A 12,877-nucleotide genomic window follows, 5' to 3' on the forward strand; every position below is an offset into this window, starting at 1 on the left:
GTAGAAACGAAAAACCCTGCGATAAGAGCAGGGTTTTTATTGAATCTGTACTGAGTGACTGGTTATGCGATGTGCGTCATTTTGTTAAGCACAAAGGTTTCAATACAACCTTCAGTCGCAGCCATGTACTCGGCGATGTGTTGGCTCGCTAAGTGTTTCTCTAGATGAGCTTCAGACTCCCAGTTCTCATGAAAAACGAAGTGAGCTGGGTTACTGTTATCTTGGTGCAAATCGTAGTTAATACAGCCGTCTTCTACACGGGTTTTGTCGATCAATTTAATCATCTCTGATTTAACTAGCTCAGTTTTGTCTTCTTTAGAGACGATCGTTGCAATAATAGTCAGTTTGCTCATTTTCAATTCCTCGGCTTTAAACTCGATAAGTTCACGTAATATAAGTATAAATTCAGATTGAAGAAAGAGTTCTGGAATCCAATAACTATGGTTCTTGGCATCCACAATTTAAATCCGAAAGCATAACATTTGGGTGATCGGTCACGCTCATAATAAAGCCCTCGTAACAATATGAGGGCTTATTAGATCTCAATTGAATGGGTTAGTTACTGAAATCCGCTTTCACCCAGATCATACGGTGGTCTGAAGAAACATCCTTTCCGTTACCATAATCACCAATTCGTGAGTCATTGAATAGCTTGCGTCCTTCTTCGTACGAAGCTGACCAATAAACACCAGATTCAACAATGTTTAATGAAGCTGATGGCAGTGCGTAATCTACAGCAAGCCCGAATGTAGAAGTAATGCGGTTTGGCTGTGGGTGAGACGATGATTTATCAACGGCATGTTCAGCAGCACCATAACTTGTTGGATACAAGCTGCCATTGGTGACATCTTGGTTAACTAATGCATCATTGTGCAAGTCTTGCATTACAGAACTAATACCGTCGCCATCTACTGGATCTAGGTTTTGGTCACCCATCATGACAAAGTGTTTACCTTGTTCTAAACCGCCAGTTTTTCCAGAATCATCATAGATGAACGATTTGTTTTGGATGTATTGGTGCCAGAAGTCGACTTCTGCTGCGTTCTGTTCAATGTTCTTACCGACATCGAAAGCCGGTGGAGTAGGGTGTGACATCAATAAGTGAACGGTTTCTGTACCATCTTTGGTAGGAATGAGTATTGGAGCATCGACGTGGTTTTTTGACGAGAGACGAACTTCTTCCCATTCAGCCGCTGTGTACCACTCGTCACCACAGTCCATGCCTACAGGGAACTTACTAGGATCATCACATACTGTGATTGTTGGGATAGTCGCACCTTCAAGATCTTTCCATTTAAATTCTTGGAATGTGCGAGTGTTGGCCGTGTCTATCTCATATTTAGACATTAGAGCAAACGCATACTGACCATGGTAGAAACCGAAGCCCCACGCATCTCCAGGCAGTGTTCCAGCGTTACCATCATTATCTAAATCAAAACCAAACTCGTTTAGTAAACCTGTATTGGTAGAGTAGCCTTCAAAATATGGGTATGAAATTGGTTCTAGGTTCGCGTCGCCACCTGCTCCTTCAATACTTTGAGCGACAGAAAGGTAGTTTTTTTGGAAGCCTTCTAGAGCTGATTTGTCGGTGCCAGCACCATCATTGTTAAATTCAGCCATCATAAGAACGTCAGGGCGATTCTTTTGAATCACCGCTGCTACGTTGCGGATCTGAATAACTTTCGCTGCTGTTTCTTTGTCATCGGCACTAATTGTATTATTCAAGTAATCGGACACCAACGTCGCTTGGACGCTAGGTTCGATTTGCATTTCAGTTACGAGATCTTGAAAGGTTGCGCGGTCAAATGACAAGTTATAGGTAGCGATCTTAACTTCTTCAGGTTGAACGTAATCCGTGTCGCTGCTACAACCAATTAAAAGTCCAGAAGAGATGGCGAAAGCGATAGATGTTTTTAACAATTTCATAAAATGGGTCCGCTAATTGCTGAAAGAATTTTGGGACACGCATATTATGAGATGGATATCGTTCTGTAAGTGATATTTGTCACAGCAAGTTCTATAGGTTGACATCTTGTTGCATTGGAAATGTGACATTTGGAACTAGTGTCTGTTATTAGAATAAACACTTAAATTTCATGGGTTTAATTAGATCTGTGAAATAAAAAAGCCCTCATAGCAATATGAGGGCTTCAGAACAAGAACCAAACTGTGTTGTTATTGGGGTGTTAAGCGTATTGCTTTACCTTAAGCATATTGCTCCACTGTCATCGCCCAGTTTTTCTTCTGTTGTTCAAAATTCATTTTGATTTGTTGATAACGAACTTTAAGTACTGAGTGTTCGTATTTTTTCACAACGTCTTCACGTTTACTTTCAAGTAGCTGTTTTTTGACTTCGTAGTATTCGTTCATGTTTGATACTAGAGCATCGAACTCTTGTTGAAGCTTATCTGCGATTTGCTGTTTGTCGGCACGGTGCATGATTTTCTGCTGAGTGCGTTTCAGTAGCATTGTCGCTTCGGCCTTTTCAATACGAGCTTGGGGTGTTTTCTTAAGCTTACTTGCTAGGCCCATCAATGAAGCACTCTTAATCAACCATTTCGTTGGATCGTATTGCCACCAGTAAATGCCATTACGGTAGTCGTTCTCAAAGATGTGGTGGAAGTTGTGGTAGCCTTCGCCAAAAGTGAGTACTGCTAACACACCGTTATCACGCGCTGTGTTTTTGTCAGTAAAAGGTTGGCTACCCCAGATATGAGCAAGAGAATTTATGAAGAAAGTTGTGTGGTGGTTAAGTACCAAACGAACCGCACCCACGATTAACAACATACCAATCACATCGCCGTAAATCACCCCTAATGCGATAGGAACACCAATGTTCATGAGCAATGCCAGCAGAACGTAGTGCTTATGCTGCCACATCACGATCTTGTCTTTCTTCAGGTCGCGACAATTCTCGTAATCAGTGTACATTGCTGTGTTGTAGTTACGGATCATCCAACCAATGTGTGAATACCAGAAGCCACGTTTGGCTGAGTATGGGTCTTTGTCGTTGTTGTCGACATGCTTGTGGTGCACACGGTGGTCAGAAGACCAGTGTAGTGCACTGTTCTGGAGGGCAAATGCACCGCCCAAAGCAAACAGGAATCTTAGGCTAGAATGCGCTTCAAACGCTTTATGAGACCATAAACGGTGATAGCCTGTTGTGATAGACAGATTACAAAAAGTAAAACAGACCGCTAGCCATATCCAGTGCTCCATTCCATAGCCAAAAAAGTAGCCATAAACGGGAGCCGCAACAACAGCAAGCAGCATACTAGAAGAGAATACAAAAATATTGAGCCAGATTAATGGTGGCTTCTTTGTTGATGGTTTGTCAGCACTATTCATTAGCAAAATTTCCATTGGGCTTACATCTGTGCGCTAGAATATCAGCGTACACGTGTAAGTCAATATTGAAAGTGTAAACGTGTATTAGTATGTTTTGCTTAAATATTGTATAAAGGTAGTGTGAAATGTAGTAGCAAGTCATAAATGGAAGTACTAAGGGCTAATAAATGGAAATTAAGGTAGCTGAATATAAAGATTATGAGCGGATTGCCCAATTACACGCGGATAGCTGGAAGCTATATTACCGTGGCATTCTTGCTGATGATTACTTAGAAAATGATGTTTTGGAGGACAGATCTGTTATTTGGCAGACTCGTTTGATTAATCCTCCTTTTAACCAACATGTTTTATTGCTTGAAGAGGGCGGTTTACTGGTTGGTTTTGTCTGCGCGTTTGGTAATCACAATTTTGAACGTGGTACGTTCATTGATGCGTTACATGTAGACAATAATTACCGTGGTCGTGGCGTAGGCAAACGTCTTTTGTCTGAGTTATCGAAGTGGTTACAGCAATATTATTCGGATTCAGGACTGTACCTAGAGGTGATGTCTGAGAATCACCAAGCCATTGCATTTTATCAAGCAATTGGTGGTAAAGAAGAACTAGAGCAAGTTTGGAACGCACCATGTGGGAGCCAAGTGAACGAGAAGGTGATTTCTTGGGGTTCTCCAGAGGAGCTTGAACAAAAAACGGCGAGTGTTGTGTATTCTTAACCCGTAATTAAATATGACTATTTTTAACGAACTAACGTTAATTTAAGTGCGGTTAGAACGAATAAAAAAGCCCCAGACTGAATAGGTCTGGGGCTTTCTCATTTTTAGGGCGTTAGTGGGTTTCTAGTCCGACCAAGAGATGCAATTTCTTCCCTTCTTCTTCGACGAATAGAGAGCTTGATCGGCATCGTTGATGAGTTGTTCAACCGATCCTAAGGCTTGAGTCACATGCTTGACGCCAATAGATACCGTGACTTCAAATCGAAGCTGGGCTGGACAAGCCAATAAGTCGTCTGCAAGCTGCTTAATGCTTACCTCACTCTCGTTTTGGATAATGACCAAAAACTCTTCACCTCCGTAACGAAAGCAGGTGCTGTGTTGTGGCAAGGTGTCTTGAATAGCTTCAGCCAAATCTTTGATGACCGCATCCCCGGTCTGATGGCCATAGGTATCATTGATTGACTTAAAGTGATCAACATCGATCATGATAGTGGTCATTGAAAGCTGTCGGTCAATGTTCGGTTCAATAACTTGATGCAGATACAGTCGGTTATAGCACCCGGTGAGTGCATCTTGATACGAGAGTGCTTCAAACAAGTTAGATTGTTTACGTAACTGGATGGCTTGTTTACGAAGTTGTTCTGATTGAGTAAAACGTTTATGTACTTCGAAATCTCGTCTTAAACAAGAGGCTGCAATAAGAATGTAAGCTGAAGCGTATACGGAAATCGTTTCCAATTCGTGACTAGGCTCTGCTGCGTAAAGTGGTGGTGCTAAGCCAACGAGATAGCATAAGAAGATAATGGTCAGCGCGCTTAAACTATATCGAGCGGACATTCTGGAAAATGTCCCAACGTAGATCATCACGAGGATGGTGCCACCTTGATAATCTAAGTTCCCGAAATCAATGGCGATGCGACCAACATAGACGAGAAATAGGGCGCTGATGACCAGAAGAGAAGCTTCGAGCTGTTGTAAGTGGTTAGGTTTATGTTTGATGCAATAAGCCGCAACGAACATCATGATGACGAAAAGTACCGTTCTCAACACCACAGGAAAAATGCATTGTGCCCCAAAATTGATGTAATCGGAGATAATGAAAGTAAAGAATATGGTTATAGGTACGTAGATGAATTTTACGTACGGTAGATAGATTTCATTGTCGAAATAAGTCTTAAATCGTTGGTTTTGAAATCCGGGGTATGAACGCATTGGAGGCAAATCGCTACTGTGTCACAATAATTTGGTGCAAGTATGTCTACGTCGATGCTGGTTGTAAATGCGAGTTTTTATTTATGTGACAATATGTTAGTTCTATCATCATAGGTGTGCAGTTTTTATGCTCACGCTCTAACTTTTCGCGGTCAGAGCGTGAATATCTTATAATTTCAAAGACGTTAGCGCTTGTTTTTCAAGTAACGCTTACGACGCTCTTCTTTTTTCTTAATCTGTTGTTCAGCTTTCAGTGCAGCCGCTTCTTCAACTTCAACCAGCTCTTTAGTAATCATCTCTGGTAGCTCTAGCGTTACTTTACCTAAAGTACCGCTGCGAAGTTCGTGAAGAAGGATTTCAGAACATTTGTGAATGTCTATATGACCACCTGCACGAAGTGCACCGCGCTTACGCCCAATGGCTTCCATCAATTCGATATCTGACTCTGGCAGTTCTTCAATTTGGTAGCGTTCTTTCAAAAGCTGAGGGTACTGCTTAGCCAGATACTCGACGGTGTAGAATGCCACTTCATCGTATTCCATTGCCGTGTCTTTTACGGCACCTGTCGCGGCTAGGCGGAAGCCACTGTGTGGGTTTTCTACTTTAGGCCAAAGGATTCCTGGAGTATCTGAAAGGATCACGCCATTTTGAAGGTTGATACGTTGTTGACGACGAGTTACCGCAGGTTGGTTACCCGTTACCGCAATCGTACGTCCAGCCAAGCAGTTGATAATGGTCGATTTACCCACGTTCGGGATGCCCATGATCATTGTACGAATGTTCTTACCCATCTGTTCACGGTGCGGTGCTAATTTACGTACTAGCTCCATCACGTGGTTAACTTCTTCTTTAGCGCTGGTGGTAATCGCAATCGCCTTAACACCTTGCTCTTTCTCGAAGTGCTCAATCCAACGCTCAGTAAGCTCAGGATCCGCAAGGTCGCGCTTGTTCAGTACTTTTACACAAGGCTTATCGCCGCGCAGTGAAGAGATCATTGGGTTTTCACTACTGAACGGGATACGAGCGTCCAGTACTTCGATGATCACATCAACTTGTGGGATAACTTCTTCGATTTCTTTGCGGGCTTTATGCATGTGACCCGGAAACCATTGAATAGACATAGAGATAAACCTTGATAAATATATTTGCTGCACATTGTAAGGGTTGGATGATACGTGTAAAGGTATATCTATCCCGACGTTCAATGAGCTCAGTGAATTTGCTTGTAGTATAGGCGACGTGGTGACGCGCAGTTGTTGGATCTCAGAGCAGAAACTTGCGAAGGGGGGGAACTTGGAGCAAGTTTTGAAATGAAGTTATATTGCAACTTGTCTCTTATGTGTGCTTAGCACATTGAAAGGAGAGTTTCGTCACCTGTCATCGTGTCTGTTGGTAATTCTAATTTACTTTTTTCTTTGTATTATAGTTATACTTTGAGCTTTATGTCTGGTTGTATAATAGTCTCTAAACTATTGATAAAATATGCTTTTCTTATCGCTTCTTTGCGATTTGTGACATTTATTTTTTTATATATATTGTATACGTGCGTTTTTACCGTACTTTCTGAAATAAATAGTTCGTTTGAAATTTCTAAATTTGAATCTCCTCTAATCACGCGCTTGAATATTTGAACTTCTCTTTTCGTAAGGCTAGATAGTATTACTTTCGACTTGAAAGTGTAATCGTGTCTATTAGATAGAATATGTGACATTAACTTTCTCGGTAGCCACAAATCGTCGTCACACACCGTTTTTAAACAACGAGTAAGGTGATCAATAGGAGCGTCCTGATAGATGATTCCCTTTATATTAAACAAGTTGAATAGTTGCATTACGGTAATACTCTGTCCGGTAATGTCAGCAGGAACATCGTAGACTACCCATTTATTGGATTCTATTTTTGATAAGATGATGTTGATATCTTCGATATTTGCCAATAGTAAGTAGCTAATAAGGACGACATCAAAAGTCTTATGGTTTCTCGAGCGCCCAATGCTTGCCATACATTCTCTGCTAAAAGAAAAGTCACTGTATTTTTCTATTTCGCGCTGAATAAACTGGTTGTTAATACCGTTGTCACCAATTAGGAGCATGTGCTTTAAATTATTTCTATGCATAACTTATTCCGAGCCTGGCAAATCAAGTTTTGATTCTATGACGTTGTGTTTTATAAAATTGAGCTCTACGGCTTGATTTTTACATAATTGCATAATTATGGTTGCTGTGAAAGTTGAGGTTCAATAGAAATTTGTAATGTATCCTCATATTGACCTCCTGGTTTGTTCTCTGTTTCGCCGATGACAAAACTCAAAGGAATAGGTTGACCAATCGTAGCGGAAAGACGTTGAACTCTTGCATCAAGTTGTTCAAGGTTTACCCTGTCGTTTTCGAGGGAAAGTTGGTATGGAATATCCCATTTTGTTTCATTAGATTCATGACGTAACATTCCTTGATGGGATGATTCCAATACGATGGTATAAGCTGTATTGCTTTGAACCCATAGGTTAGGTGCGGAACGAATAACCTTGTTGGAATATAAAGTCCCTAGATCAAGGTCATAATGTTGTTGGGTCAATCCATAAAAATGAATTTTTGCAGCAGGCGGAACGTTAACAGATACCGGGAGTGAACTAGGGCTAATTTCTATTTGTTTACTATCTGAGGTATAAGAAGGCGAGACTTCCAATAACCCTCGATAGGTTCCTGACGCTAACCATTGTTTACTTGGGAAACGCATTTGTATCGTTGTCGAAGGTTGGCTGTCGGTTAATGATAAGTACCATTGATTAGCCACTGACATACCAATCTGCCCACTCCATTCAAAGTCTAGTTTTGCTTGGTTTGCCCCTTTTAACGCTCGACTGGTATCGTTAAGTTGTAAAATCAAGTCTAGTTTACAAGGTGCGCCAATTATGATCGCATCTATACGGTAAGTGTTTATTGTTGCGAACGTTCCTGCGCTGAAAACATCATATTGTGATTTCGATGAGACGGGTTGAATAGTTAACGCACTGGCTTCACACGCCAATGCCGAAGGTACATGGTTTATGGCGATGAGGAACAAGGATCCCCAAAGAACTTGTTTATTCCACATAAACATCTCCTAGTCTTATCAAGTTGTCACTGCGTTCACTGAGGGTAATGATGACTGACTCTTGTTCTTTAGTGTCGAGTACCAATTGATACTTTCCCGGCTTTAATCCAGAGATTGCGAATATGCCGTTACGATTAGTGAAGAAGTCAATCGGCAACTGTTTTGCCTCACCAAGGTAATGTGCTACACCAGCGACAAGTGAAATAGGGTTGTTACTTTGACGATCGAACAGCTTGCCAATAACAGTTAATACAGCATCCGATCCGATCTGTAGCTGAAATCCCCGTTTATAACCAGGCTTAATCCAAAAAGCACCATCACCTAAGTCATACCCTGGTGGCAAGTTATCGACCTCGTAACCGACTACTTGGCCATTGTAAGCAACAAGGTCAGGTACCATGGCACTTGCATCTCCTTTAAGATAAACGCGTGCGTATTCACCATCTTTTGTTGGGTCGACAGCCACGTCATTTCTTGCGAGGCTTTCGTGCTTGCTAACAATAGCAAAGGCTTCGCGCACCGGTCTGCCGATCGTCACAGATGAACCTGCAAAAGCAAGGGCACTACTTATAGTCACGTCAGTACTGTGATTTCGTGTTTCACCACTAATGTCTTCAAGCCGCGAAGCGTGGGTCGCGTTTAATTCATAACGGTTGGCCGTGTAGTTAATACCAGCATCCATATCGGCATCCGTTTCTTCGTTAGTAATGACACTCGCAAACGCCGATATCCCCCCTGTGTTACCAATATTATTCTGATAGCTGTAATCTAAGGCGGATTCATTAAGCTCTGTGGTGTAACGACCGACAACACGAGTTTGTCGACTAAGAGGCCAGCTTATGGTGACAGTAGTGCTGATATCATCGTCTTCGGTTGCGTTATGCCGATAGTTAACGCGTGCACTCCAAGTTGCGGGAGTATCAAACAGTCCATCCGATAAACTCGGGCTAATCAGCCAATAATCGTTCTCTTTGTCTACTCCTGAGCGATAATTGAGGGTCATGGCGGCACGTAAAGACTGACCAAGGTAAATGGAGCTGAATGCAGACACATAATGAGTGGTTAAGTTGATATCGATATCGGAAGCATCAAACCCTGAGACCCCAGTAAAATTGTTGGCCAGATATTCATAACTCACACTCAGTTGTGGGGACAGCGTGTTCGTATTGGAAAACTCCGCATCGAACGCAAATTTGTAAGCGTCGCCAGTTCCAAATGTAGGGTGTTCGCTACGAGAGGCAGTGAGTTCAGTGACGCCCCATGTAGAAGCTAATAACGCGGTGGCACCATATTGATAAAGATCTTCACGGGTTTGAAGGTTCGTGCCCAACGTTAACCAAGGGCTAATACCCACATCGATATAACCATGGAGAATACGCTCGTCGGTTAGGTACTCTAGTTGTCCATTTTGTAATTCAGAAGGCGCTCCATACATGATGCTATATTCAAACTCACCGCTATTGAGCAAATCGTTACCGGTTGCAATAGAAAACTCGATGCGTTCTTCATTACCTGAGCGGTCGGTGATGACGAGTACAATATCATTGCTACCTTGCGCCAGGGGTATATCACTAAGGTTATAGCTACCAGCGCCTAGGGTTAATCTTTGGACGGCAATCCCACCTATATAGACATCGACATTTGAGGCCCTTTGAAGTGTAAATGATTGATTGGCTCGTGGTCGCGCATTTCTGGTTGGAATGAGTGTGAAATCTCGAGTTAAGCCAATACCAAGTATGTCGGTGCTGTCCTGAAAAGATTGACCACTGTTGTACATATCGCCGAGCACAAGTCGTGTGCCTTGTTCTGCAAAATCAATATTAAGACGAGATCCTTCTCTTACGTATCGTGAATCTTGTGATGAGCTGTTTTCTAAATAGGATTCGTACTCAAAGTTTAGAAAACCAATGTTAAGTGCGGAATCGAATTGACCGCGGTAGAGGTCCTGCCTTGACGAATTCTGATCGACATATTGGCTCTCATTGGCCGAAAGGGCAAAGCTAACGTATCCGCTAAACAAACTTGGCTCAGCATAGTTATAAAAATCATCTGCGCCGTTCATAGACAGTTGCTGGGTTAAGCTAAATTCAGGCGGTACCGTCACGATGCATTCTAATGAAGAGAAATCGAAACTCAGACCTAATCCTACGCTCTCAAAATGGTGCTGAGACAGCATCTCATCGTCTGTCGTGTCATTGAGTTTCCCAATACCTTCTTGAGTTACGACGGACGAAAGGAGAGAAAGCGTACTTTCCTTCGGTAACAAGATTTCATTGTTTGCGGTAATGATAATGTCCGCTTCGCCAAGTATGGTGTCACTTATCCTTAACAAAGAGGTAAGTTGAATATCTCGTCCAGTGGGGTTCAAGACCATTTCTTGACCCCAAGCAGCAGGGCTTAAGGCAGCACAATAAAAAAGTACTAATACCAAGACATACAAAACTTGCCATATGTTGTGATAGGTTTCAGTCTTCATGCCCATTGTAAGTGCCCACTGGTAAATAATTTAAAGAAGAAGGCAAAGTAATAATGGAGCGTGGTGGAATAAACTGCTCACCTAAAACCTCATGTACTTTTTGGCTCAGAGATTCGAGCCCCGAAAAATGAAGTAACGATGTATAGGTAAATCGTGACCCAGAATTAGTGAGTGTTAGTTTGCCTTGTTCATCTATGTGTAATTTCACGTCAGGCTCTAAAGAGGATGAGTGAATGTGCAGCAACGCATTGTAGTGAACTTGTAAATTGATACCGGTTGTTAAACCGATGGGTTTGTCTATTCTCGCGTTGTTTTGGCCAATATTCACGGTACTGAAGCGAACGAAGTAACTCTGGGAGGTTTCGAGCGATCGGTTTCCCAACCACTGTATACGGAATACCTGGCGTGCTCCGGGTTCCAACATTGCGGCTGGTGGAAACACAAACATCTCTTCACTCGATAGATCAGATGTCTCGAACGTACCATCAGATGAGAAGTTCAATCGACGAACGTTAGCTTCAAGCGGGAGAGCTTGTGTTGAGTTGTTAGTTACAACTAGTTGCGACGTCGCCCTGTGATCGGTGTTGAGCTCGATGACGGTTGGAAACAGTGTTATGCCAAACGTTTGTGCACACAGAAGCCAATAAATGAGCCCACCCAAGATATAGTGTCTCATTGCTATTGATCCTGCTCGATTTCAATCGCTAGCGTGTCTACATTGTAATTTTCAAGTGGCTGCATTTCGAAAAAACGAGTGGAGTAGGGAAGCACTAAAGTCCCCGGAATACGTTTAGCGATTTCTACGCCTTTTAAATAGGTTGAATTTTTACCATCAGATATCTTCCATGTTGTATTGGTTAATCGACCATAACTATTACCACTGTTAAGTACTTCAAGAACCCATTTGTTCTTTTTGTCATTTTGTTCGATGCTTTTAATTTCTAGCTGAGAAGCTGTATTCTGAGGTCGCACGTTGATAAGCGTATTAAACTGAAGCAAAAGACTTACTTGCCCTTGGTTGCTGCTCGCTCTTTGAACTTTTACTTGTTTAACAGCAATGCGATACGCTTTAGATTCTCTGATGGAAGGATCGCCCAAATAGCGCACCATAATCGATTGCGATCGTCCAGGTTCTATTATTGCGGTCACCGGTATCACTAATAGCTCGTCATCTGCAGGCGTCGTGGTCTCTTTCCCATATTCGTTCATGGTCATAAATACTGGAGACAATTCAACCGTGAGTGGCTCGGTTGAAGAGTTTTCAACCCTCATGGTCATTTGAGCTCTTTTGCCAAGCGGTGTCATTTCCATAGACATCGGTTCGACTTTGAACGCATGAGCGGACAGACAAGTGAATGACAATAGGAAAAGAACGATCCATTTATGCATGATCCATTTATACATAGCGAAGAGCTCCAAATTAAACTTATGTCGTTGAGATTGAGATTGAGATTAAGTCGGAGGCCAAATAATAGCCCCCGACTTATTAACCTCTAATTTGAGGTGATATTTACGGTTAATGTATCTGAGTAGCCACCTGCCCATGGGGAGGTTTCTGTCGTCACAATATCAATAGATGCGGCAACACCTGTCGCTAATGCTCCAGAACCGCCATAAGAATTACTGACTGAAACGTCATTTAGACCTGGGCCCCCTGGTGCATTAAGCGTGAAAGGAGCTAAGCCTGAAGGATTAAATGTTGCATCGTATGTAAGAGCGTAGTCTTCGCTATCATCTGACTCTAGACCACCTTCAGCACTTGTCAGTGTCACAGTTGCACCATCGACGTCATTACACTTCATGTTAAGACCACTAACAGAAAGGTTTTGAATTTGAGATACGTTACCAAAGTCCATCAGTTGCGTTGAAAGACCAGTAACCTCACATACAGGTGAAACAAATCCAACTAACTGGACATCACCTGGAGCGGCTTGGACTTGAGCACCAAAAATAGCTGTGACTGTTGCTGCGTAGAGTGTTAGCTTTTTCATTAGAAATTCCTTTATCTTAAATGATTGGCTCGAATACTGCTGAG

The 12,877-nt window shown here is 42.3% G+C and carries 12 protein-coding genes; 1 reads left to right on the forward strand and 11 read right to left on the reverse strand.

Features of this window, described 5'->3' with window-relative positions; genetic code table 11:
• Window positions 1-62 precede the first annotated feature (62 nt).
• From AC3CKG_RS22990 to AC3CKG_RS23000, 3 genes are all read right to left on the reverse strand, one after another.
• On the reverse strand, window positions 63-353 hold the full coding sequence (locus AC3CKG_RS22990; protein WP_102328401.1) for a putative quinol monooxygenase: 291 nt from the start codon (window positions 351-353) through the stop codon (window positions 63-65).
• Window positions 354-555: 202 nt separating this feature from the next.
• Window positions 556-1,926: an endonuclease/exonuclease/phosphatase family protein gene (locus AC3CKG_RS22995; RefSeq protein WP_488529451.1), complete on the reverse strand. Its 1,371-nt coding sequence runs from the start codon at window positions 1,924-1,926 to the stop codon at window positions 556-558.
• Between the two features lie 279 nt (window positions 1,927-2,205).
• Window positions 2,206-3,348, reverse strand: coding sequence for an acyl-CoA desaturase (locus tag AC3CKG_RS23000; RefSeq protein ID WP_065104753.1), 1,143 nt, complete (start codon window positions 3,346-3,348; stop codon window positions 2,206-2,208).
• 167 nt (window positions 3,349-3,515) lie between these two features.
• Between AC3CKG_RS23000 and AC3CKG_RS23005 the strand changes: the two genes are divergently transcribed.
• Entirely contained in the window at window positions 3,516-4,061 is a 546-nt protein-coding gene (locus AC3CKG_RS23005) for a GNAT family N-acetyltransferase (RefSeq protein ID WP_017082115.1), read from the forward strand.
• Window positions 4,062-4,184: 123 nt separating this feature from the next.
• Here the strand turns inward: AC3CKG_RS23005 and AC3CKG_RS23010 are convergent, their stop codons facing one another.
• From AC3CKG_RS23010 to AC3CKG_RS23045, 8 genes are all read right to left on the reverse strand, one after another.
• Window positions 4,185-5,273, reverse strand: coding sequence for a GGDEF domain-containing protein (locus tag AC3CKG_RS23010; RefSeq protein ID WP_488529452.1), 1,089 nt, complete (start codon window positions 5,271-5,273; stop codon window positions 4,185-4,187).
• Between the two features lie 185 nt (window positions 5,274-5,458).
• Entirely contained in the window at window positions 5,459-6,394 is a 936-nt protein-coding gene (ylqF, locus tag AC3CKG_RS23015; protein ID WP_488529453.1) for a ribosome biogenesis GTPase YlqF, read from the reverse strand.
• Window positions 6,395-6,699: 305 nt separating this feature from the next.
• Entirely contained in the window at window positions 6,700-7,389 is a 690-nt protein-coding gene (locus tag AC3CKG_RS23020; protein ID WP_280620566.1) for a helix-turn-helix domain-containing protein, read from the reverse strand.
• A gap of 95 nt (window positions 7,390-7,484) precedes the next feature.
• Complete coding sequence (locus AC3CKG_RS23025) at window positions 7,485-8,366, reverse strand: hypothetical protein (protein WP_488529454.1); 882 nt, start codon at window positions 8,364-8,366, stop codon at window positions 7,485-7,487.
• Window positions 8,356-10,740 carry a fimbria/pilus outer membrane usher protein gene (locus tag AC3CKG_RS23030; RefSeq protein ID WP_488529455.1) on the reverse strand — a complete coding sequence of 795 codons (2,385 nt, stop codon included), beginning with the start codon at window positions 10,738-10,740 and terminating at the stop codon, window positions 8,356-8,358. Before AC3CKG_RS23030 ends, AC3CKG_RS23025 begins: the two co-directional genes overlap by 11 nt.
• A gap of 91 nt (window positions 10,741-10,831) precedes the next feature.
• Entirely contained in the window at window positions 10,832-11,518 is a 687-nt protein-coding gene (locus AC3CKG_RS23035; protein ID WP_488529456.1) for a fimbrial biogenesis chaperone, read from the reverse strand.
• A gap of 2 nt (window positions 11,519-11,520) precedes the next feature.
• Window positions 11,521-12,246 (reverse strand): fimbrial biogenesis chaperone, encoded by a 726-nt coding sequence (locus AC3CKG_RS23040; RefSeq protein ID WP_488529457.1) that lies wholly within the window; start codon window positions 12,244-12,246, stop codon window positions 11,521-11,523.
• Between the two features lie 89 nt (window positions 12,247-12,335).
• Window positions 12,336-12,833 carry a hypothetical protein gene (locus AC3CKG_RS23045; RefSeq protein WP_017080976.1) on the reverse strand — a complete coding sequence of 166 codons (498 nt, stop codon included), beginning with the start codon at window positions 12,831-12,833 and terminating at the stop codon, window positions 12,336-12,338.
• Between the last annotated feature and the right edge of the window lie 44 nt (window positions 12,834-12,877).

The sequence above is a fragment of the Vibrio sp. QJM3NY_15 genome, assembly GCF_057785995.1.

Coding starts and splice junctions, on each gene's coding strand:
- AC3CKG_RS23020 (WP_280620566.1), bottom strand. CDS start 7,389: ATGCATAGAAATAATTTAAAGCACATGCTCCTAATTGGTGACAACGGT.
- AC3CKG_RS23035 (WP_488529456.1), bottom strand. CDS start 11,518: ATGAGACACTATATCTTGGGTGGGCTCATTTATTGGCTTCTGTGTGCA.
- AC3CKG_RS22995 (WP_488529451.1), bottom strand. CDS start 1,926: ATGAAATTGTTAAAAACATCTATCGCTTTCGCCATCTCTTCTGGACTT.
- AC3CKG_RS23005 (WP_017082115.1), top strand. CDS start 3,516: ATGGAAATTAAGGTAGCTGAATATAAAGATTATGAGCGGATTGCCCAA.
- AC3CKG_RS23000 (WP_065104753.1), bottom strand. CDS start 3,348: ATGAATAGTGCTGACAAACCATCAACAAAGAAGCCACCATTAATCTGG.
- ylqF (WP_488529453.1), bottom strand. CDS start 6,394: ATGTCTATTCAATGGTTTCCGGGTCACATGCATAAAGCCCGCAAAGAA.
- AC3CKG_RS23025 (WP_488529454.1), bottom strand. CDS start 8,366: ATGTGGAATAAACAAGTTCTTTGGGGATCCTTGTTCCTCATCGCCATA.
- AC3CKG_RS23045 (WP_017080976.1), bottom strand. CDS start 12,833: ATGAAAAAGCTAACACTCTACGCAGCAACAGTCACAGCTATTTTTGGT.
- AC3CKG_RS23040 (WP_488529457.1), bottom strand. CDS start 12,246: ATGTATAAATGGATCATGCATAAATGGATCGTTCTTTTCCTATTGTCA.
- AC3CKG_RS22990 (WP_102328401.1), bottom strand. CDS start 353: ATGAGCAAACTGACTATTATTGCAACGATCGTCTCTAAAGAAGACAAA.
- AC3CKG_RS23030 (WP_488529455.1), bottom strand. CDS start 10,740: ATGGTCTTGAACCCCACTGGACGAGATATTCAACTTACCTCTTTGTTA.
- AC3CKG_RS23010 (WP_488529452.1), bottom strand. CDS start 5,273: ATGCGTTCATACCCCGGATTTCAAAACCAACGATTTAAGACTTATTTC.